Source organism: Neobacillus sp. FSL H8-0543 (genome assembly GCF_038592905.1).
Lineage (GTDB): Bacteria > Bacillota > Bacilli > Bacillales > Cytobacillaceae > Neobacillus.
On sequence record NZ_CP151943.1, the window covers coordinates 763,205 to 782,543 of the forward strand.

General features: G+C 37.0%; 18 protein-coding genes and 1 pseudogene. 4 read left to right on the plus strand and 15 right to left on the minus strand.

Annotated features, from left to right (window positions below; all coding sequences use genetic code 11):
• Positions 1-24 precede the first annotated feature (24 nt).
• The 3 genes from NSS81_RS04060 to NSS81_RS04070 are packed head-to-tail and all read right to left on the minus strand — an operon-like array spanning position 25 to position 3,562.
• On the minus strand, positions 25-2,007 hold the full coding sequence (locus NSS81_RS04060; RefSeq protein ID WP_342432271.1) for a heme lyase CcmF/NrfE family subunit: 1,983 nt from the start codon (positions 2,005-2,007) through the stop codon (positions 25-27).
• A 15-nt stretch (positions 2,008-2,022) separates the two neighbouring features.
• A complete protein-coding gene (locus NSS81_RS04065) occupies positions 2,023-2,487 on the minus strand; it encodes a cytochrome c maturation protein CcmE (RefSeq protein ID WP_342432272.1) in 465 nt (154 codons plus the stop codon).
• A 13-nt stretch (positions 2,488-2,500) separates the two neighbouring features.
• Positions 2,501-3,562, minus strand: coding sequence for a hypothetical protein (locus NSS81_RS04070; RefSeq protein ID WP_342432273.1), 1,062 nt, complete (start codon positions 3,560-3,562; stop codon positions 2,501-2,503).
• 422 nt (positions 3,563-3,984) lie between these two features.
• On the opposite strand from NSS81_RS04070, the gene NSS81_RS04075 reads away from it, so the two are divergent.
• Positions 3,985-4,344 (plus strand): rhodanese-like domain-containing protein, encoded by a 360-nt coding sequence (locus NSS81_RS04075; RefSeq protein WP_342432274.1) that lies wholly within the window; start codon positions 3,985-3,987, stop codon positions 4,342-4,344.
• 48 nt (positions 4,345-4,392) lie between these two features.
• On the opposite strand, the gene NSS81_RS04080 is transcribed toward NSS81_RS04075, so the two are convergent.
• From NSS81_RS04080 to NSS81_RS04100, 5 genes are all read right to left on the minus strand, one after another.
• A complete protein-coding gene (locus NSS81_RS04080; protein WP_342432275.1) occupies positions 4,393-5,076 on the minus strand; it encodes a c-type cytochrome in 684 nt (227 codons plus the stop codon).
• Positions 5,077-5,086: 10 nt separating this feature from the next.
• Positions 5,087-5,533, minus strand: coding sequence for a PCYCGC motif-containing (lipo)protein (locus NSS81_RS04085; protein ID WP_342432276.1), 447 nt, complete (start codon positions 5,531-5,533; stop codon positions 5,087-5,089).
• Between the two features lie 172 nt (positions 5,534-5,705).
• Complete coding sequence (gene efp / locus NSS81_RS04090; RefSeq protein ID WP_342432277.1) at positions 5,706-6,263, minus strand: elongation factor P; 558 nt, start codon at positions 6,261-6,263, stop codon at positions 5,706-5,708.
• Positions 6,264-6,283: 20 nt separating this feature from the next.
• Positions 6,284-7,345, minus strand: a complete 1,062-nt coding sequence (locus tag NSS81_RS04095; protein ID WP_342432278.1) for a Xaa-Pro peptidase family protein — start codon at positions 7,343-7,345, stop codon at positions 6,284-6,286.
• Positions 7,346-7,444: 99 nt separating this feature from the next.
• Positions 7,445-7,942, minus strand: a complete 498-nt coding sequence (locus NSS81_RS04100; RefSeq protein ID WP_342432279.1) for a YqhR family membrane protein — start codon at positions 7,940-7,942, stop codon at positions 7,445-7,447.
• 351 nt (positions 7,943-8,293) lie between these two features.
• Here NSS81_RS04100 and NSS81_RS04105 point away from each other — a divergent pair, with 351 nt between their 5' ends.
• The gene (locus NSS81_RS04105) at positions 8,294-8,677 is read left to right on the plus strand and encodes an SA1362 family protein (protein ID WP_342432280.1); all 384 of its coding nucleotides are present in this window, start codon (positions 8,294-8,296) and stop codon (positions 8,675-8,677) included.
• Between the two features lie 21 nt (positions 8,678-8,698).
• Here the strand turns inward: NSS81_RS04105 and NSS81_RS04110 are convergent, their stop codons facing one another.
• The gene (locus NSS81_RS04110; protein WP_342432281.1) at positions 8,699-9,583 is read right to left on the minus strand and encodes a patatin-like phospholipase family protein; all 885 of its coding nucleotides are present in this window, start codon (positions 9,581-9,583) and stop codon (positions 8,699-8,701) included.
• 227 nt (positions 9,584-9,810) lie between these two features.
• Between NSS81_RS04110 and NSS81_RS04115 the strand changes: the two genes are divergently transcribed.
• Positions 9,811-11,607 carry a sulfite exporter TauE/SafE family protein gene (locus tag NSS81_RS04115; RefSeq protein WP_342432282.1) on the plus strand — a complete coding sequence of 599 codons (1,797 nt, stop codon included), beginning with the start codon at positions 9,811-9,813 and terminating at the stop codon, positions 11,605-11,607.
• Between the two features lie 84 nt (positions 11,608-11,691).
• Here the strand turns inward: NSS81_RS04115 and NSS81_RS04120 are convergent, their stop codons facing one another.
• The 5 genes from NSS81_RS04120 to NSS81_RS04140 form a co-directional block, all read right to left on the minus strand.
• The gene (locus tag NSS81_RS04120; protein ID WP_342432283.1) at positions 11,692-13,059 is read right to left on the minus strand and encodes a HAMP domain-containing sensor histidine kinase; all 1,368 of its coding nucleotides are present in this window, start codon (positions 13,057-13,059) and stop codon (positions 11,692-11,694) included.
• The gene (locus tag NSS81_RS04125) at positions 13,060-13,746 is read right to left on the minus strand and encodes a response regulator transcription factor (RefSeq protein WP_342432284.1); all 687 of its coding nucleotides are present in this window, start codon (positions 13,744-13,746) and stop codon (positions 13,060-13,062) included.
• A 334-nt stretch (positions 13,747-14,080) separates the two neighbouring features.
• Positions 14,081-16,495, minus strand: coding sequence for a heavy metal translocating P-type ATPase (locus NSS81_RS04130; protein ID WP_342432285.1), 2,415 nt, complete (start codon positions 16,493-16,495; stop codon positions 14,081-14,083).
• An 83-nt stretch (positions 16,496-16,578) separates the two neighbouring features.
• Positions 16,579-16,785 (minus strand): copper chaperone CopZ, encoded by a 207-nt coding sequence (gene copZ, locus NSS81_RS04135; protein WP_342432286.1) that lies wholly within the window; start codon positions 16,783-16,785, stop codon positions 16,579-16,581.
• Between the two features lie 145 nt (positions 16,786-16,930).
• The gene (locus NSS81_RS04140; RefSeq protein WP_342432287.1) at positions 16,931-17,659 is read right to left on the minus strand and encodes a sulfite exporter TauE/SafE family protein; all 729 of its coding nucleotides are present in this window, start codon (positions 17,657-17,659) and stop codon (positions 16,931-16,933) included.
• Positions 17,660-17,891: 232 nt separating this feature from the next.
• On the opposite strand from NSS81_RS04140, the gene NSS81_RS04145 reads away from it, so the two are divergent.
• Complete coding sequence (locus NSS81_RS04145) at positions 17,892-18,134, plus strand: hypothetical protein (RefSeq protein ID WP_342432288.1); 243 nt, start codon at positions 17,892-17,894, stop codon at positions 18,132-18,134.
• A gap of 80 nt (positions 18,135-18,214) precedes the next feature.
• Here NSS81_RS04145 and NSS81_RS04150 read toward each other — a convergent pair.
• Positions 18,215-19,327 (minus strand): annotated as a pseudogene (locus NSS81_RS04150) (ribonucleotide-diphosphate reductase subunit alpha); the annotation flags it as partial.
• Positions 19,328-19,339 lie beyond the last annotated feature (12 nt).

The following is a 19,339-nucleotide window of genomic DNA, read 5'->3' on the forward strand; positions in this document are numbered from 1 at the left end:
ATGGATGAAAGGATTCCTCTATTATTAAGAAATTTCTTTGCGCACTCCTGTGTATCTTGGAGTCACATTGTTATATTTTCCATTCCAGACTGCAAACACAGATCCGATTACAAGTAAGAAGGAACCAATCCACAGCCATGCAATCATCGGATTTATTCTTACAATAAAGGTTGCTTTGCCATCTTCTTCCCAATCACTTAAGACAACGTATAAATCTTCTTTTAAGGTTGAAATTAACCCTACTTCTGAAGAAGGTTGATCCCAGTTGCCGTAAAATACTTTTTCAGGCTGGATGGTACCGATTCTCTTTCCATTCTTGAAAACTGTTAATTCCGCATAGACGATGTCATTGATTCCTTCACGTTTTTGATCGAGACGTTCGTAATTAAGCCGATAATCTCTTACCTCAATCGATTCTCCTAAGTTAACTGTTTTCATTGTTTCTACTTCATAGTTTTGTGAACCAATAATTCCTAAGGCAATACAAGCAATACCCAAATGGACGATGTATCCACCATATCGACGACGATTTTTAATCATTAAATGATAAAGAGCAAGATAAACTTTTTCTTTCTTCATTTTCCGTCTAGCTTTTACCCCTCGATAGAACTCTAAATAGTGTGTAATAAGTAATAGAACAATCACTCCGTATCCAATTACTGCCCACGCCTTCTGGATACCAAGAACAACCATTAATGCCATTGCAAGTACGGAAAGAATGGCAGGAATTAAGAAGTTTTTCTTTAAATTTTTAAAGGATGAACGCTGCCATGCAAGCAACGGGCACACCGCCATTAAGAACATCAACGACAAAAGGATAGGTGCCTGTACGGTATTGAAGAAAGGAATACCAACAGTTACTTTCGTGCCATTGATTGCTTCTGATACTAATGGGAAAACTGTTCCCCAAAATACAGCAAACGCAGATCCAACCAATAATAGATTGTTAATTAAGAAACTGCTTTCCTTTGAAACATAAGAATTAAATTCTCCTGCACTTCGTTTAAGCAAGTTATACCGGCTCATTAATACATAAAGAGCACCAATTACCGCTACACCCATAAAGATTAGGAAATATAAACCCAGATTTGAGTTTGCAAATGCATGAACCGATGTAAGAACACCGCTTCGTACTAGGAAAGTACCAAATAATGTTAAGGCATATGAAGTAATAATCAAACTGATATTCCAAATCTTTAACATGTTTTTCCGTTCTTGAATCATAACTGAATGCAAGAATGCAGTGGCGGTTAACCAAGGCATAAAGGAGGCATTTTCTACGGGATCCCATGCCCAGTAGCCGCCCCAACCCAGTTCAACATACGCCCATTGTCCGCCAAAAATATTCCCAAGACTTAAAAACAACCAAGCAATAATCGTCCATCGCCTTGTCATTTTAATCCAGAAGTCATCCACATTTTTCAATATTAATGCTGCCATAGCAAAGGCGAATGGGATGGCAAGTCCTACATAACCTAAGTAAAGAGTTACTGGATGAATAATCATTCCAGGATTCTGAAGCATTGGATTTAAGCCGTGACCTTCCATCGGAACTTGATCCAATAATACAAATGGCTTGGCTACAAACCCAAGGATTAAAAAGAAGAATACGATGTTCCCTAAAAGTATCGCTGAAATGTAAGGAACCATCGGGTTTCCTCTCATTTTTCTAGAAAAAGCTATCATCGCAGTGTAAAGGACTAAGAAGAAAGTCCATAACAATAAGGAGCCTGAATTCCCCGCCCATAATGCGGTTAATTTATATATGACAGGAAGCTCACTGCTGGTATAATCCGTAACATATTCATATTGAAATTGAGAGGTGGCGAGTAGGTAAAACAAGGAAAGCATAGCCATTGAGACACAGACTAGGATTCCAACCATTCCGCCTTTACCACTGTTAATTAGTCTTTGATTTTTTGTGCTGATCCCCAATGTGATAATCAGGAGTGAATAAATCGCAAGCGCTAAGCCTACATAGATTGTTGCGTTAGCAAATAAGTACATTACGTCACCTTCTTATTATTTTGCGTCATCTGTTTGCGTTGGTGGCTGGTCTAATAATTTTTCATGATTTTTAGGATCATAGTTTTCGATGTCTTCACCTTCATATTTAGAAGGACATCTTGTTTTAACAGTTTCCGCAACAAAGGTGTCTTTCTTCGTTGGTGAACCTTGAAGAATAACAATTACTCCCTCTGAGAAGTTATCTGGTCTCGTACCGTTATGAATAACATGCATCAGGTTGCCGTCGTTATCTTTTAAATCAAACTTTAATTCAATATCATCTGCATTCCATTTGATAGATTCTTCAATTAATAATCCTTCTACCGTTACAAAGTCATCTTTATGTTTTTCCTGGTTAGCTAAAAGGTCCTTCATTGTTAATTCAATTCCACTTGATCCCGGTGTTGCTGCCATTAGCAAGAAAACAATAGCACCTGCAATAATAAAGCCGCCTAGCATTACAATTGTGTTCTTTTTCATTCCTCTCACCCCATTAAATTAATTTTTTCATTTCTTCCTCATACGTTTCTTGATCTATCTTTCCTGTTAAAAGCTTTCTGCGTAAATCCTTTTTATCATCAGTATGAAGTGAATTAGATTCTTTTTTTACAGTCTTCCTCTTTGGCTGTGGGTTGGCTGCTTTTGTATTCTTTGTAGCAGTTGCCTGTGATCTCCCTTTTAAGCCTAAATAGATGAAGACACCAGCGATGATGATAGCGATTCCGATTACAGAGGCCCCGCCAACTCCAATAAGTGGTCGATCCCCATTACCGCTATTTCCGCTATTTCCGCCATTTAATATTTGATCTGTTGCATTACCAGATACACCTTCATGGTCTTTATCATTTGGCGGCTGTTGTTTATTGATTGCAGTTAAAGTTGATTCATAACCATCTTTTTTATATGTAAAGGTATACTTTACCTTTTCTCCTGCTTTAAAATCTTTGTATTGATAGTAAAATAGTTCTTCACCATATTCACTTTTCGTATTGTTTTGTGCTTTTGGCTCAATAACGATTTCCTTTGCGTCCATAGGAGCATAGAAGATGACATCCATCGTTTCGATATCTGCTTGGCTTGTGTATTCATATGTAAAGCTTCTGTTATCTTTTACATCCACTGAGCTTGTATAGTACTCAACTACAAATCTATAAGTCTCGCCATTTTTAATGGCCTTAGAAGGTGTCCAAGAAATAACACCATTTTCTTCATCTAAATCAAATGGACGCTGCACTTCAGGCTGATTTTCATCCGGAAATTCTGCTACTAAATACGCTTGAAATCCTTTTTCTTTTGCAGGAACTGGAATCTCAACTTTGCCGTCATAATCTTGACCGCTTTTGTTTGTAAATGTTCCATAAAGTCCTAGTAGTAGTGATGGAGTTTCTTTTGGCCAATTTTCCGGATAATCAAATTCAGGCATCACTTGAATCTGCATTTGACTATAAGGAAACTTTTCTGCCTGGAATGTTGATTCTGCCTCCACTCTTGGAATAATAAAGCTTGAAAAAAATGCTGTAATAATAAATACTGCAAACAACCTCTTTTTTAACATATGGATCCTCCTTGTGATTAAAAAAACATTACTTTTATCGTTTTAGTTTTTCACTATTGTCCTCTTTGAAATAAATATAATATGATTCAGCCACTTACAGTTGAAACACATTTGAACATTTTGTAAATCAAGATTATTTGTTATGTTTTAGACAAAAAACAACCACAAATTGTTCACATTTAACCTCGAAAATCTCTTTTTTCTCTTACAATAATTACAAAATGGTATTTTAGTTTTAAAAAGTTTTTCCCCAACTAGTACTATAACCCCAATTGTATTATCCTTTATCTATCGAAAATGAACGTTTTGTTAATAATCGTCTCTTCTTGCAGATTTTATATGTTTATACCACTTTTCTCCATTCTTTTTCATCTAAAAACACAGTACTATCAAAGTATTAAATATAAGATGAGGTGCTAATTTTGAAAAAGATATTAGCTATTATTGCAATTTTTTTGCTAGCTGGTTGTACGCGTGGATCCTTCGAAAATGTTTCAAGTGAGAAGGCCAAAGAAATGATTGATCAGGGAGATGTAATCGTCCTTGATGTTAGGAATCTGGACGAATACAATAGTGGACATATTCCAGAGTCTGAGTTACTTCCCTTGCCAGAAATTGAAGGAATGAGTGAGGAGCTGGATAAAGATAAAAGTTATCTAGTGGTTTGCCGAAGCGGAAATCGTTCACAGCAGGCTGCTGATATCCTCTTAGAAAAAGGATTTAAAAAAATATATAACATGACAGGTGGTATGAATGAATGGTCATATGAGATTGAAAATTAAGGTCTGAACTAAAAGTCTTAAAAAAACCTTGAAGCCAATTTAATGGCTTCAAGGTTCAAGGTAGTCATTTTCAATATCTTCTTTTGTTTTTATTGAACGAATATAACTTACAACATCCGTTATTTCCTCTTTTTTCAGCTGACGAACGCCGTCAAGACCCTTTAAAGAAGGCCCCATCCGTGTATCCTCACGTCCATAGGCAGTTCCAATCCATATTTGCTGGTCAGAAGTGTATTTCAAATATTGCGGGTTTGCCAGGGCTGTACCCATCTTTATTTTACCCGATCCGGCTTCACCATGGCAGCTAAGGCAATATAGATTATAAACCTTTTCACCATTTTCAGTATTACCAGCAATTGTTTTTGGCACATCAAAATCTATTTCTTCTATTTGCCATTCCCTAATAAATGCGACAAGATTATTCAAATCTGTTTCGGATAGTCTTGGATCATAGGAGGGCATTGGTGTCTTTTCTCTGCCATATTTAATGCTGTTATAGATATCTTTATCAGAGACAGCATTTAAATAGTTTTGATTATTAATAGCAGTTCCGGCATTTTTGCCTTCACCTCTACCTTTTTCACCATGGCAGATCAAACATTGCTGATTATAAACTTTTTCTCCAGCAGCTATTGCTTTCGATTTTTCGTTATTAAAAAGATCACTATTTAGTACGCAAACAATAATTCCAATAATGATGATAATGTAAAGGCTATATAATATTTTTTTCATAAGTTATCCTTTACTTGGGTTCTGGTGTAGGAGTCGGTTCCCCAAAATCTTCATATTTCCTAGTGATTAAATCGTATATTTTCTTAGGACTTTTACCGTCAAGATGCATATCAATCGCCTCCCGGGCGATATCGATACAGACGTCTCAGGCTATACTCATTGAATCATATTCAACGACTGCATTGTCAGGTCCAAATTGATCAATATAGCAATCCAAGTTGCTCACATGGCCATCTTGTGCAAAGCATCCGCAATAACATGGAACACCTGCAACAACTTCTGGATAGTTTGTTACCATTTTATATGTTTCTTGAATCTTTTCTGAAGTATTCATAACATAATCTGGCAGAGGCTTATGCTTTTTATCCAAAGTTGAATTGGCTTCATTAGAGCTGCAGGCTACTGCTATTAACACGACAGCAAAACAGAGTAGTAAGAGAGAAGTAATTTTTTTCAATTTCTGTGTCACCCCTTTGCTTGTATAATATCTTTCTTAGTTTATATTAACAAAATACCAATAAGCCTCAGACATCAATTTCTTACTATTTAGTGAAGTTTTTCCGATAAAGAGAGTAGTAATTACAAAAAAAGAAAGCCCTAGTCCAGAAATTCTCGGACTAAGGCTTCTATTATGCACGTGATACGTATGATGAATCTGTAGTGTTAATGATTAATTTGTCACCTTGATTAATAAAGAATGGAACTTGAACAGAAAGACCTGTTTCAAGAGTTGCTGACTTCGTTCCGCCTGAAGAGGTATCGCCTTTAATTCCCGGCTCTGTTTCAGCCACTTCAAGAATAACCGAGTTTGGCAGTTCAACACCAAGTGTTTCATAATTAAACATCATGATGTGTACTTCCATATTTTCCTTTAGGAACTTCAATTCATATTCAATACTGTTTTCTGGAAGTTCAACTTGTTCGTAGGATTCCATATCCATAAATACATGTTGATCACCATTTGCATAGAGGTATTGCATTTTACGATTATCTATTTGTGCCTTTTCAACTTTTTCACCGGCACGGAAGGTTTTTTCTTGTATAGCGCCATTGCGTAGATTGCGGAGCTTTGAACGTACAAATGCAGCTCCTTTACCTGGTTTAACGTGTTGGAAATCAAGTACGCGCCAAAGGCCACCGTCAAATTCTATTGTTAATCCTGTTTTAAAATCGTTAACAGATATCATAATAATCCTCCTAATATTCCTTACAATATAATTAGTTCTTTTGTAGAATGAGTGAGAGCTTCGTTATGGTCCTTGGTGAGTAGGAGGTCATCTTCTATCCTAACACCGCCGAGGCCTTCGACATAAATTCCAGGTTCACATGTAACGACCATACCTGATTCTAAAGTAATATTTGACCTCATTGAAAGACCTGGACCTTCGTGGACCTCAAGACCGATTCCATGCCCAGTCGAATGTCCAAAATATTCTCCGTAACCCTTTTCTGTTATGTAATCTCTGGTTAATGCGTCTGCTTCTTTTCCAGTCATACCTGGTTTAATTCCAGCCATGCCCTTAAGCTGTGCTTCAAGAACAATTTCATATATTTCTTTTAGCTTGGCATCAGGATTGCCTACAGCAACTGTCCGTGTAATATCAGAAACATATCCGTTGTAATATGCACCGTAATCAAGTGTTACAATATCTCCTTTTTCAATGATCTTGTCACTGGCTACACCATGTGGCAATGCAGAGCGATACCCTGAAGCAACAATGGTGTCAAAAGAAGAGGCAGTCGCACCCGCACGTCTCATAAAGAACTCTAATTCATTCGATACTTCCAGTTCGGTCTTTCCTGGACGTATAAATTCTAAAATATGTTTAAATGCAGCATCAGCAATGTCTGCTGCTACCTTTAATATCTTAATCTCTGCATCGGTCTTAATCAAGCGTAATTTTTCGATTAAACCTGAAATCGGGACTAATTCTCCCTCAACTTCACTTTTATAGGTGTTATATGTAGAAAAAGTTAAATAATCTTCTTCAAAACCAAGTTTTTGTATACCTAAATTTTTAGCCTGCTTGGCAACCTCTTCAGGAATAGTTCCAGTAAACTTAACGATTTCAAAACCCTGACATTGCTTAGAAGCCTGTTCAATATAACGAAAATCGGTAATAAATTGAGCTTTTTCAGCACTTATCAACACAGCCCCTGCAGACCCTGTAAAGTTAGTCAAATAGCGACGATTATATTGACTTGTTATGAGTAACCCGTCAATCCCCTGTTCTGAAAAACTTGACCTTAATCTTTCTATCTTTTCCATCTGTTCCCACTCTCCTATATCTATCCATTAGGTTAATACAGCCTGCTTCATACCCCAATTATTTTAACACAGATTAGCATCTCACGACCAATATAGCGGCTAAGTTGCCGTCTCATTTGCTTCCATTTTATTATTCTGAAATTCGTAGTTTATTGAATATCCAATGAACACCCCATATACCAAATATAAACAGATAGAGGTGATAATTGTATCAAGCTTCAAATCAACGAATGATTTCATGCTTGGAAAGAGCGGATTTAGAACAAAGAACACAAGTAAGAATAAAATAATACCATATCCAATTCCCACCCATATTCCTTTAATTTTCCTTAACGCAAGATAATAAGCAAATGCTGCACCAACGGAGAGCATTCCTAAAATAATGAGTGAAATGACAGTGCCAAGCCACTCATTCTTCCAATGTCCAAGAGCCCACGGCTCAAGGATTACGTTGAGACGAATTTCTGTAAAATTGAAATAGTATGCGAGTATGCCTATCAATCCCCAGAATAACCCTCCAAATAGTCCTGTCCAAAAAACCATCGCCACAAATGACATAGGCTTCGGATAGTTTTTCTTTATTATTTCTCTTGCCATGTCTGTTACCTCACTTTAGAAGTCTAATTTTTTATAACAAATTTATTAATGGGATTTCACAATATTATGCCCTCTGATTCGAAACTCTTGCACACAATAAAAATTAAATTGGAAATTATTATGCCATCATAGAGGTTTTTTATAAATTGAAGTAGAATAAAAGGTAGTAGGTAATCATTTTTATTTTTTAAAATTCTTTCCACTTTAAAGAGGTTGTTTTAACATTAAGTAAAAATAAAAAAATAAAATATATTATAAAAATAGCTTGCTAAAAAATTTGTTAAATATTTACTCTTTTTTGTTTAAAAGGTAAAAAATATGCTTATGATGCTCTTAGGGAGGTGGCTTTTCTTGAAAAATCGGATTTCTGTTCTTTTGGTTGGCAGTCTAGTTGTTTTTGCAATAATTGGCCTCGTTGGTAAATTCACTGAGGATCCAATGGCCTTTCTTCAGTCAATAGCAGTCATTGCATTAGTTGGCTTAGCCATTTACTTTATTTTTCTACAAATTCGTAAGTCAAATCCTCAGAAAAGAGAGCAGCAGGCATTTATTAAAGCCGCTAAAAGGTCAAAAAAACGTTTGCAGAGCAAGAGTGGCGAACAACAAGCAAAGGTTTCTTCATTTGGACCACTAACATCCATAAAGAAAAACAAAAAGACGAAGAAAAATTCTTCTATTCACTTAACTGTCATTGAAGGAAAAAAAGGCAAAAAGAAAAATCGGGCATCTCTTTAATCGCTCGATTTTTCTTTTTTATTAGTAACACCAAGATTTAAAGAATTTTTCTGCTGACTCTTTTCCTAAATCTAACAATGCCTGTTTCTTTATATCAGTTAAGTGAAACTCAGTTGCTAATACACCCTCTGTAGGAATAAAGATAATGTTTTTGGCGTGTTTTTTAGAAATATATCTGGAATCATGTGCATCTTTCATCGTTTCAAATAAAGCACCAAATAATTGAAACGCATTTTTGATTTGATGTTTTTCATGTTCGTACTCATTTGGACTTAGCTTGATTCCAAGGACTGGCCTTAATTTTTGGACATTCTCCCGATCAAAGAGCCACATAGGAAAATTGCTCAATACCCCTCCATCAACGATAATGTTTGTTCCATCCATCGACCTTAGTTTAACAGGCTCAAAAAAGTAAGGGATGCTGCAGCTCATTCGAATCGCCTTGGCGATGGAAAAGGACCCTGGGGATATTCCATATTTTACCAAGTCATCCGGAAGAACCACTAACTGGCCATTCGAAAGGTCAGAGGCTATGACTCTTAATGTTTGCGGTGGCAAATCCGAAAAGATTCTTAACCCCTTGGCTGCTAATTTTTCCTCAACCCATTTCTCTAACTCATTCCCTTTGTATATCCCCATTTTCCAAAAAAAGGACAGCCATTTCGCAAAAGGAAAAGGAACAATCATTTTACGAGCATCAAGAAATTTCGTTAGATTTAGTTCAGCGAGTAACTGATTGATTTCATTCCCGCGGTAACCAGCTGCAATTAATGCAGCAACAATTGAACCTGCACTAGTCCCAGCTACCCTCTCAAATTGAAAACCTCTTTTTTCAATTTCCTGATAGGCTCCAACTAAAGCGAACCCTTTAATCCCTCCTCCAGAAAAAACACCGTCTATTTTCATGGCAGTCACTCCTAAAGGTGAATCCTTTTTACATTTTTAAGCGACTACTCGAAGAAATAGTACGGTGGACAAGCTGAAATAAAAAATATTTTTCAATTTTTATCTACATTTTGTCTACAAAATGTTCACTAACATGCACTTTTTCTACATATCATCAACATATCTCTTCCCTATACTTTACCTATCTTAAATATTTGCACATTAACACGAAAAGGTAGGGAACGAGTATGGGTATCAAAAAGGAAAGCATCAAGGTGTACGATATGACCTGTACATCTTGTGAGAAGCGCGTTGAAAGGACTGTAAGAAAATTAGATGGTGTCGTAAATGTCAAAGCCAGTTTTGCCGGTCAATTTGCTGATATTGAATTTGATGATAAGCAATGCAGTATTGACGAAATAAAAACAGCAATCCAAAGTGTAGGATACGGTACTGAAAAGTCTAAAGACTATAAGTTTATCGGAATTCTTTTCATAGTAGCTACTGTAGTATTACTCGGAATAAATACGGGAAGCTTTGATATGGAAGCAAAACTTAATAATGCTTCCTATGCTGTTTTATTTGTTATCGGTGTTATTACTTCTCTCCATTGTGTAGGTATGTGTGGGGGAATCATGCTGTCACAAAGTATAGGTAAAGAGGGTAAAAATAAATTTGAAGCAATGAAACCCGCCATTTTATATAACCTCGGAAGAGTAATTGCTTATACATTACTCGGCGGAATCATTGGTGCAATTGGCTCAGTTTTCGCACTTTCCCTAATGGCCAAAGCTGTTCTGCAGCTTTTTGCTGGGGTATTCATGATTATGATGGGCTTTAATATGTCAGGTTTTAAGGCCTTTAGAAAATTCCAAATTAAATTACCAAATGTAGCTTGTAAAGCGATGAGTAAACCTAGAGCACCGTTATTTGTCGGATTTCTTAATGGTCTAATGCCTTGTGGTCCTCTTCAAACGATGCAAATTTTTGCTTTAGGAACAGGCAGTGCTATAAGCGGTGCCTTGTCGATGTTTATGTTTGCGATAGGCACTGTCCCGCTCATGCTAACGTTTGGAGCATTATCAAGTCTTTTAAGTAAGGGTTATACAAAGAAAATTCTTAAATTTAGCGGTGTCCTTATTATCGTTCTTGGACTTATTATGAGCAATAGGGGTTTGGCTCTAGCAGGAATGAACTTCAGCCCTATGGCCCTCATGGCAAGTGTTGGAGCATTTGGTGATGCTAATAGTCTAGGTTCTTCATCGAAAGCAACCAAGGCAACCATCAAAGATGGTGTACAGGTTTTAAATATGACTGCAAAGGTGAGTGGCTACACGCCAAATACGCTATATGTACAAAAAGGTATGCCTGTTCAGTGGGTAGTGGATGGAGAAGAAATTACTGGCTGTAATAATTCCATCGTTATTCCAGCACTGAACTTACAGCAAAAACTTCAAAGTGGAAATAACTTAATCGAATTTACACCTGGCAATGAGGATCTTAACTTTAGCTGTTGGATGGGTATGAAACGAGGGATCATAAAGGTTGTTGAAGATCTCGAGTCTATTACCGCTTCAAGCAGTGATGGAACAGGGCTGGATACTGCAGTTAGTTCTCCACAGGAAGTAACTGCTCCATCAGAGCCTAGTATTTATGGAGATGATATCAGCAAGGTACCCGCAGATAGACTAATCAAAAAAGTACAAGCTGCAAATAATGAGCAAACTATTTCAATAAAGGGAATTGGTTACGAATTAGACCCGCTTATAATAATCCTTAATACAGGAATGAATACAAGGGTATCTTTAGACCTATCCTCGTTTGACAATCCTGATGGAGACTTTTTGATCATGAATGCAGATACAATGGAAATCGTCATGGAGTTTAACGGTACAAAGGGAATAGTTGATATTAATTTTACAATTAATAAAGCAGGCTCCTACGGTATTTATCTAAATGAGCAAGAATTAATAGGAATCATTGATGCTGTTGACGATATTAGCTCGATTAACGTTGAGGATGTTAAAAGTAAATACTTAAAATAAAGTAATAAGTGAATTTATCATCCCAAAAGTAAAAATATGGCGATACCTCCAAATTTATTTGGGTATCGCCATCATAAATTAATTTTATCTAATAAAATAAATCTTAACCGTAGTTCCTTCTCCTTCTTTGCTGACAACATCCACACTCGCATTATGAAGTTGTAATATATTTTTGACAATCGTCAATCCAATACCATTTCCATCAATTTGCTGCCTGCTCTTATCTCCTCTGTATAACCTTTCAAATATATATGGTAGATCTTCTTGTTTAATTCCTATTCCATTGTCACTAATTTCTACTATAATATTTTTACTAGTTTCATATAACTTAATCAGTACTTTTCCATTTGTTTCAGTAAATTTAAGTGCATTGGAAATGACATTAATGAATACCTGCTTTAATTTATCTTTATCTCCATTAATACGATATTTATCTTCAATTGGCTGTATAAAGTAATCAATTATTATTTGCTTATTTTCAGCTATCCTGTAAAAATCTCTGCATATGCCAGTAATAAATTCATCTAGCAGAATCTCTTGATAATTAAGTGTTATACTTTCATCTTCAAATTCTTTTAATACATTTAGATTATTTATTAATTTGCCAAACCTAATGACTTCTTGATTAAGATAAACTAAAGTCTCTTGTGTAACCGGTAAAACACCATCAATCATTGCTTCCAGATTATTTTGGAGTACATTTAAGGGAGTTCTAATTTCATGAGAAATGTCTGAGACTAACCTTTTTCTAAGGGTATCTTGATTCTTTAATTTTCTGGCTAAAATATTTACACTTATTCTTAAATCTTCAAGTTCTTCAATATTACTCTTTATATTGGATTTCGCCTCAAAGTCCCCTTTGGAAAGGCGCACAGACATCTTTGCTGCTTCCCGAATCGGATTAGAAAACTGTTTAGAAAAATAAAGACTTAAAAAAGTTATAATAATGAGTGTTAATATGCCACTAGCAACGATGCTTTTAATTATCGATCCTTTAAAATTTATATCCTCTTCAGACATAAGCACAGAGGAATACTGTCCAATATCAACATAACCAACTACTCTATTATCTAATTCTATTTCATACGTCTTAGAGGTATATACACCGTTGTCTGTTGCGGACATTTCTCCAATGTGCATCTGATTTTCTAAATCCGTTGGATCCATTCCCCATACAGGTATTCTATTACTGTCCATAAGTGTCAAACAATAATTCCCCATATATGCCTCGTGCATCAATTCTACTCCAGAGGTTTCTGTCCATTTTCCTTCTCTTTTATATACTTCTACAAAGTGGCCAACAATTCTTTCGTATCTTTTGTTCTGAATATCAACCATATAGTGATTGAATTTATACGTAACGGTTATATTTACGAATAATATTACAAGGAGAATTGTTGCAATCGCACACGAAACAAATAATAAACTTAATCTTCTGCTGATGGTTTGCAATTACCCCTCACCGCCAAATTTATAGCCTGCTTTCATTACAGTAACAATATATTTGGGATTCTTCGTGTCCTTTTCTATCTTCTTACGTATATTTTTTATGTGCACATCGATTGTCCGATCATACCCTCTAAAATCGGCTCCAAATATTTTGTCTATTAGCTGTTCTCTAGATAATACTTTTCCCTTATTTGCAACAAGGGTGCAAAAAATATCTAACTCATTTGGTGTAAAAGGAATCTCTTCGTTTTGAATTTTCACAGACCTTTTATCACAATCAATGACCATATTTCCGTCATCTAGCAATATACTTGATGATGGGAATTTTGCATCTAACCTTCTGAAGAGGGCATTTACTCTGGCCGTCAGCTCACGAGGACTAAAGGGTTTGATTAGATATTCATCTGCACCAAGGTTTAAACCATCTATCCTGTCGTTTAAAGACCCCTTTGCTGTTAGCATAAATATATGAACATCAGATTTTTGACGCATGATTTTGCATACTTCTTCACCGCTAATATCGGGGAGCATCAAATCTAGTATTACTAGTTTAATATTTTCTTTATTAAAAATTTCTATTCCTTTTAGTCCAGTGGCGGCACACTGAACGTGATATCCTTCCTTTTCCAAATAGCCTTTTATAACCACCGATACGCTTTCTTCATCCTCAATTATTAAAATATTGTTCATATAGCTCACCCTACCTATTAAAATTTTAGCTTTGTAAACTTGGCTGTTGCTTTCCGCTCCAGGCGCTTCGCTTTCCGCGGGCGTGCCGGGGAGCCTCCTCAGCGCTAAAGCGCCTGTGGGGTCTCCCCAGCCCCGTACTCCCGCAGGAGTCTCGCGCCTTCCGCTCCAATCAACAGTGTTTTAATATTAATAATGGTCTTTAACAGGCCTAAATTTTAATAATTTTTTGTTACTCTTAGAATAAGTATACTAGGTATCGATAGTGTCAAAATAGAAAAGGCTGACAATTATGTGTCAGCCTTTGATCAATCTAATTTTACTTTTTTATATCTTATTACAATTTTACTTTTTGCAATCGTAAGGCGTTGAGGACAACTGAAACTGAACTGAAGGCCATTGCTGCACCTGCAAGCCATGGTGCTAGCAAGCCAAGTGCTGCGACTGGAATTCCTAGTGTATTATACGCCAGTGCCCAGAATAGATTTTGCTTAATATTGGTAATGGTTTTTTTACTCATAAAGATGGCATCCGCAATACTATTTAAGTCCCCGCGAATTAAGGTAATATCAGCGGCTTCCATCGCAACATCCGTTCCCGTACCGATGGCCATTCCAATATCAGCAATCGCAAGGGCAGGTGCATCATTAATTCCATCACCAACCATGGCCACTTTCTTCCCTTGTGACTGCAGTTTCTTGATTTCATCTGCCTTACCCTCTGGAAGAACTTCGGCAATTACATGGTCAATACCTGCTTGTGCCGCAATTGCTCTGGCAGTTTGCTGATTATCACCGGTAATCATAATGACATCTAGCCCCATATCTTTTAGGCGGCTTATCGCAGTCCTTGAAGTTTCCTTAATGGTGTCAGCAACAGCAACCGTACCTGCATATTGACCATTTATGGCAGCAAGCATGGCTGTTTTTCCTGCCTTTTCTAGTTCATTCATCTTCTCAAGGGCATTAGTAACTGACACATTATTGATAGTCATTAGTTTTCTTGTTCCAACTAATACTTCTTTTCCATCTACAATCGCTTTGATTCCAAAACCAGGTAAGGCTTCAAACTCAGAAACATCTTTTAGCGCAATCCCTTTATCTTTAATTCCTTGGACGATTGCTTGTGCAAGCGGATGTTCTGATTGCTTTTCCGCAGAACCGACCAAGGATAAAAAGTCTTTTTCCTGTAATTGATCTGTGAAAACATCAGTTAATACTGGTTTTCCATTTGTAACCGTACCCGTTTTATCTAAAACAACAGTCGAGATCCGGTGAGTCATTTCCAAATGTTCGCCGCCTTTAAACAGAATTCCATATTCAGCAGCGCGGCCAGATCCAGCCATGATAGAGGTTGGTGTCGCTAGACCTAACGCACACGGGCAGGCAATAACTAACACAGCGATTAATTTTTCAAGCGCCTCTGCAAAATCTCCAGGGGCTGCCCATACATACCAAATAATAAAGGCTAGGACAGCGAGGCCGACAACAATTGGGACAAACACGCCGGAAATTTTATCAGCAAGACGCTGAATCGGAGCTTTCGACCCCTGTGCTTCTTCAACCACTTTAATAATTTGCGCTAATGCAGTATCCCTGCCTACCTTTTTGGCTTCCACTTTTATAAACCCATTTTTGTTAAGTGTCGCACCAATTACTTCATCGCCAATGCTTTTATCAATCGGAACACTTTCACCTGTAAGCATTGACTCATCAATCGCGGAACGTCCCTCAATTATTTTTCCATCCACTGGAATCTTCTCGCCAGGCTTAATATAAAGGATATCACCAACGACTACTTCTTCGAGCGGAATTTCTTGCTCAACACCCTCTCTTTCAACTGTGGCAGTCTTGGCCTGAAGTCCCATTAACTTTTTAATGGCTTCCGAGGAACGTCCTTTTGCCTTTGCTTCAAAGAGTTTACCTAAGATAATTAACGTAATAAGGACAGCACTTGTTTCATAATAAAGCTCGACAGTATGCGTACTCGTCATTGAAAGTGACATAAATGATAAGTATAGACTGTAAAAATATGCTGCCGATGTACCTAAAGCGACGAGTACATCCATATTCGCACTTTTATTTTTTAATGCCTTATAGGCGCCGATATAAAACTGGCTACCAATAATAAACTGAACAGGTGTAGCAAGGGCTAACTGTACCCAAGGATTCATAAACATTTCCGGTACCCAAATAAATGAAGTAAATGTAAAGTGGCCAACCATTGCCCATAATAATGGAATAGAAAGAATAGCAGAAATGATAAACTTCTTCGTTTGTTTTGCAATTTCCTTTTGGCGATAGTCACTTGTGTCTTTTTCATTCTCTTTTACATGTGCTCCATAACCTAAGCCTTCCACTTTTTTAATAATTTCCCCAGTAGATAAGGCGGCACCATTATACTCGACTGTAGCTGTCTCAAGGGCCAAATTGACATTAGCCTTTACGACACCGTCTAGCTTATTTAAGCCTTTTTCAATCCTGGCCGAACAGGCTGCACAGGTCATTCCAGTAATAGCAAAATCAGCCTTTTCCGTTACAACCTCATATCCTAAATCCTTGATTTTCTTTTCAATATCTTCAATTTTAATTTGTGCAGGATCGTACTTAATGGCAGACTTTTCTAATGCAAGATTAACGGTCGCAGTCTCCACTCCCGCTAATTTATTTAAACTCTTTTCAATTCTAGTTGAGCATGCTGCACAGGTCATGCCTGAGATTTGTAAGTTTGTTTCTTTTAAGCTTTGACTCATAAAAGCCAACTCCCCATACCCTATGAGGGTATATATTTTTGTAAAAAGAACGTGCTAATAATTAGCACGTATCAATTTTATTTTTACACTACGTCGTAACCTTGGTCATCAATTGTTTCTTTGATTTTATCTAATGTTACTTCTTGGTTGTTAAACTCAACTTCGACAGTATTAGCTTTTAAATTTACTTCGACAGAGCTAACTCCGTTTAGTGTGCCCACACTTCCTTTTACCGCCTTCACACAATGATCACAAGACATACCTTGAACATTTAATGTTACTTTTTCCATGAATAAACACCCTTTCGATTTGCGGCCTACTTTTTCATAAGCCTTTTGTATTTATAAAACAATATTACTATACCCCCCTACCCTATGTAAAGTACTATTCTCCATTTTTCACATTATATTCACACTGGAGGAATCCATTATACTTTTACCAATATGTAAGAGTATCTACTATCCCTAAAAATAACATAAAGATACCAGAGAGTCGTTGGATGACAACACCAATCTTCCTTCCTTTTTTCATTAATATTCCTCCCCCGCCCAGGTACCAAATAATGAAAATAAAAATGAGCAGCGGCAGCGCGGTTCCAAAGGCAAAGATGGAAGGAAGGATAAACCCATAAGGGCTTCCTAACACAATTGGCATCAAGGTGACAAAAAACAGGATAAACATTGTAGGACAAAAGGCTAGTGAAAAACTGAAACCTAACATAAAGGAGCCAAAAGGCGTTTCCTGTTTGTATTCCTTCGATCCTTTAAATAAATTGATTGTTCCCCTGAGTTTTATGAACCCCATCATATATATCCCTACAATGATTAATATCGGTCCCATTATTTTGCGAATCCATGGGAAATAGTATGTGAGATTTTCTTGTATGTCTCTTCCTACTATCCATACGAGAGCACCCAATAAGGAAAAAGCCACCACTTTACCTAAAGTAAAGCTTAAGATATCCTTCCATACAATTTTCTGTTGAATGGAGCGGTTACCATAGAGTGTAACAGCACTAATATTGCCGGTAAGTTGACAGGGTGCCAATGCACCTACAATTCCTAATATGAAGGCAAAAATGATTGGCCATGATTCCAGGCTATTTGCCAGGACGAAAAATGGTTTACTCATGAAAGAGCTAAATTGACTCATAAGACTATACATTTAATCACCCTAGTTAGTTTTTTTATGTAAATGACTTGTAATTTAATTGTGACTACTACTTAATACTATAACAATAGTACTTGGATGATATGAAGATAGTATGTAGAGATTATGACAATTTTGCGTCAAAAACCCTTAAATAGAAGGATTCTTTACTAGGCAGGAGGATCCTACATATTTTCTACATACAATTAGGCTATGATGATTGTATGAATGGAAAGGAGATATGGAAATGAGAAAATTTGCAGTTGGAATTTTTAGTATTGCTTTAATCTTAGGTGCTGGTACAGCGGTATTTGCAGCAGGGAATCCTGATAAGGGGCAAAGCTTTGAAGAAATGTTGCCATTTATGGAGAAAATGCATCCGGATTTTACTGCTGAGGAATTAGAAGGCATGTACAATGATTGTCATGGAGCAGAGGGCATGATGAATGGATCAGGTATGAATAGCCAAAATATGATGAATCGGTTTTAATCTCAATAGTACTTCTGGGACTGAACATGGTTGAAATATTCAAAAAGAGGATGCCCAAGGACATCCTCTTTTTTTTGATATTATAACCCGCACTTTAATTGCGTACCACAGTTTGTACATGTATTGCAGCCGCCCATTTCCTCAACATTTCCTTTGCGGCAAACAGGACAGGTGTTACCAACTTCGGAACCGATTGTTACGTCGGTTGAGCGTAGGTCATTAATGGTATCTAAGAGTACTACGTGTTGCTTTGTTTTTTCTTTAAAGACTGATGGTGCGTCGTTTTCTTCTGCTTTAAGGGTCAGTACCTGTGAATCGCGTGAGCCATCTACATAGACTGTCCCGCCCTTTGCACCGCCATGGTACAGGCGCACATAAACTTTTTCTACCTGTTCTACACTATAGCCTTTTGGTGCATTGACAGTTTTACTAATTGAACTATCAATCCAGCGCTGAATGACACATTGAACGTCTGCATGTGCCTCTGGCGGAAGTTCCATTGCTGAAACGAACCAGCTTGGGAGATTATCGGGATCGGTTTCTGGATGTTGATCCAAATATTCTTGGACAATATCCGCTTTTACCTCAATAAATTTACCAAGGCGTCCGCTACGGAAATATGAAAATGAGAAATAAGGCTCTAATCCTGTGGAAACTCCAACCATGGTACCTGTGGATCCCGTCGGAGCAACAGTTAGCAAATGAGAGTTTCGTATGCCATTTTCTACTATAGATTGGCGGACATCTTCAGGCATCTTTTTCATAAAGCCTGTGTTGATAAAAGCTTTTCTTAAGCGATTAGTGTCATCCTGAGTTTCACCAGTTAGGAAAGGGAAACTACCCTTTTCCTTAGCTAACTCTACTGATGTTTTATAAGCGGTTGTTGCGATAGCTTCAAAAACTTGGTCAACAAGTTGGTTTCCTTTTTCTGAACCATACTCTGTTTCACAATAGATAAGCATGTCGTGTAGACCCATTACACCAAGACCAACGCGGCGCTCTCCAAGAGCCTGTTTTTTATTTTCCTCAAGGAAGTAAGGTGTGGCGTTAATTACGTTGTCTTGCATTCTAACGCCAACTGCTACAGTTCTCTTTAGCTTTTCAAAATCAACTGTTTTTGTTTCCTTATCAGTCATCTCAGCAAGATTTACCGCTGCAAGGTTACAAACAGAAAATGGTGCGAGTGGTTGCTCCAATTTGTTATC